This is a genomic window from uncultured Kluyvera sp. (assembly GCF_902485085.1).
GTDB classification, from domain to species: domain Bacteria; phylum Pseudomonadota; class Gammaproteobacteria; order Enterobacterales; family Enterobacteriaceae; genus Kluyvera; species Kluyvera ascorbata.
The window spans coordinates 1-2,476 of the sequence record NZ_CABTJS010000070.1; the positions used below are offsets into that span (position 1 = coordinate 1).

Below are 2,476 nucleotides of genomic sequence, written 5' to 3' on the forward strand. Positions count from 1 at the left end.
CATCTTGCCCGTGAAGTAGGCCTTGTCCGCCACACGCGGACGAGCTGACAAGGACTCGCTAATGTCCTTCTGCAAGGCTGTTACGAAGTCCTTGTAACTTTCGCTGGCCACAACTGTCAGTACGTTAATGTCATGAACAATGGACGGATGATCCATGCGATCACCATTCTGATTGACAGACAAACGCAGGCCGCGCCCGACCTCCTGACGACGTGAAATGGTGTTATCACTATGTTTGAGCGTGCAGATAACGAACACGTTCGGGTTATCCCAACCCTCACGCAAAGCCGAGTGTGAGAAGATAAAACGCACTGGCTCAGCTAGTGATAATAACCGTTCCTTGTCTTTGAGGATCAGATCATAAGCATCTACATCATCCGACAAGCCCGCATTTTCACCACGTGCAGCAACCTTGGGATCGGTGAGGCGCTTGCTCTTCTTGTCAATGGAAAAGTAGCCGCTGTGCGTCTTATCGGCCGCAATGCGGCGTAGATATTTAGCATAAGGGGCATCCCCCTCCATAAACCCATTATCAAAGGCTTCTTGAAGGTGCTTAGCGTACTCCTCTTCAAAGATTTTTGCGTACTCGCCTTTTTCATCGGCAGCGGTGTAGTCCCGGTACCTGGCGACTTCGTCGATAAAGAACAACGAGAGAACCTTCACCCCTTTATCGAAGAGCTCCATCTCCTTGTCAAAGTGCGCCTTGATCGTCTCACGGATCTGAATGCGGCGCAGCGCTATCTCGGAAACATCACCAGTCGCATCACCCACCGTCAGTTCTACACCATTGGTAAAGCTGAAGGTGTCCGTATTGGCATTGATGTCCGATACCACAAACCCATCGCGGTATTGATCCAGCTCGTTCGATAGCACAAACAGATTGTCACCCTTCCCCAGTTTGCGAGTGACACGCTTGATGTTGCCACCGCTGAGTTTCTGTTCGAACTCCACAACCGCTACCGGCGGTTTTTTGTTTGAGATTTCGATGGCTTGTAAATAGATATAGGCATTGGTTCCCGCCAGTCCCTTCACCGAGATACCACGCACCTCAATCTTCTTCACCAGCTTCTGGTTATAGGCATCGAGCGCATCCAGGCGGTGGATCTTGTTGTGTGTGGTCTTGTGGGTCGCGGAATAGCGCAACACCATCAATGGGTTGAAATTAGCCAAAGAATCCAGCGTTTTGCCTCCCTCCATTCGCTGCGGCTCATCAAGGATCAAGATGGGCCGGTTGGCGCTGATCACATCGATCGGGCGACGTGACTGAAAATCATCGAGCGCTTCATAGATACGGCGGTTATCTTTGCCGGTGGCGTTAAACGCTTGCACGTTGATCACCATGACATTGATACTGGCATCGGAGGAGAAGCTCTCCAGATGGTGCAACTGCTTAGAGTTGTAAATAAAGGAGCGGGCCTTCTTGTGGTAGGTCTCCTGAAAGTGCTCGGCCGTGATTTCCAGCGACTTGGCCACGCCCTCGCGGATTGCAATGCTCGGCACCACTATGACGAACTTGCTCCAGCCGTACTGTTTGTTCAGCTCGAAAATCGTCTTGATGTAGCAATAGGTCTTGCCAGTCCCCGTTTCCATCTCGATATCAAGATTTAGCCTGGCGACCTTGTTCTTGACCAAGCTCTCCGACAACGGCAGGTTTTGCTGGCGCTGCGCCTGTTGGATGTTATTAAGCAAGGAAACCTCACTGAGGGTTAGCTCAGCATTTTTAAAACCGGTATCAACCGCAAACAGATCTCCCATGCCGTTTTTGGTATTACCAGGGTCAAGGCGATAGCTCATGGCCGCATCAGAGGCCGGTGGCTGCCCCTGAAAAATATCGACGACCGCCTGCACGGCGGCAGCCTGATAGGGCTGATGTTTGAATTTAAGTTTCATCACGCGCCCCTCAGATGCATTTCACTTCGGTTGCGGGCGACAAGAGCTTAAAAATCTGCTCAACGTTGATCTTGACCGCACTGTTCTTGTAGCCCGCGTCGCGGAACACCACGCGCAACGGCTGATGTTTGACCAGTTCCTTCACAAAGGGTTCGTCGATGCTACTGCTGACATCGAAGCAGGCGGCCAGCGCGTTGCTATCCACGAAGTATACATCTTTGCCTTGGATAGCCCTTTTCTCGATGGGCAAGGCAAGGTCAACGCCCCAGTCCAACATCACCTGGAACAGTAAGTCCTCGGGCGTCCGGTCGGGCTTGATGTTATCCAAGGCGTCAAGCAGACTGGCTTGAGTGACAGCATCAGGTGTGTAGAAGACCTCGGCCATGTTGGACGTGTCGATCTTCAACACGCGGAACCCGATGTCCATGCTGCCATTGGCAAATTCAGAAACGATTTTCCGGCCCGCGCGGCGGATGCGCTCCCTACTCACATCTGCGATGGTTTTGTAGCCAGCCTTGAACGCTTCTGATTTCTCATTAATCTCCTCTGGAAGTTGAATCATGACGAATCTTCGAGACGAACCATC

At 51.8% G+C, this 2,476-nt stretch carries 1 protein-coding gene and 1 pseudogene; both read right to left on the reverse strand.

Translation table 11 applies throughout. The features are described 5' to 3' along the window. Positions 1-1,890: DEAD/DEAH box helicase family protein (locus RDN66_RS07740; RefSeq protein ID WP_308537755.1), on the reverse strand; the 1,890-nt coding region annotated here is incomplete at its 3' end. Positions 1,891-1,900: 10 nt separating this feature from the next. Further along, positions 1,901-2,476 (reverse strand): annotated as a pseudogene (locus RDN66_RS07745) (site-specific DNA-methyltransferase); the annotation flags it as partial.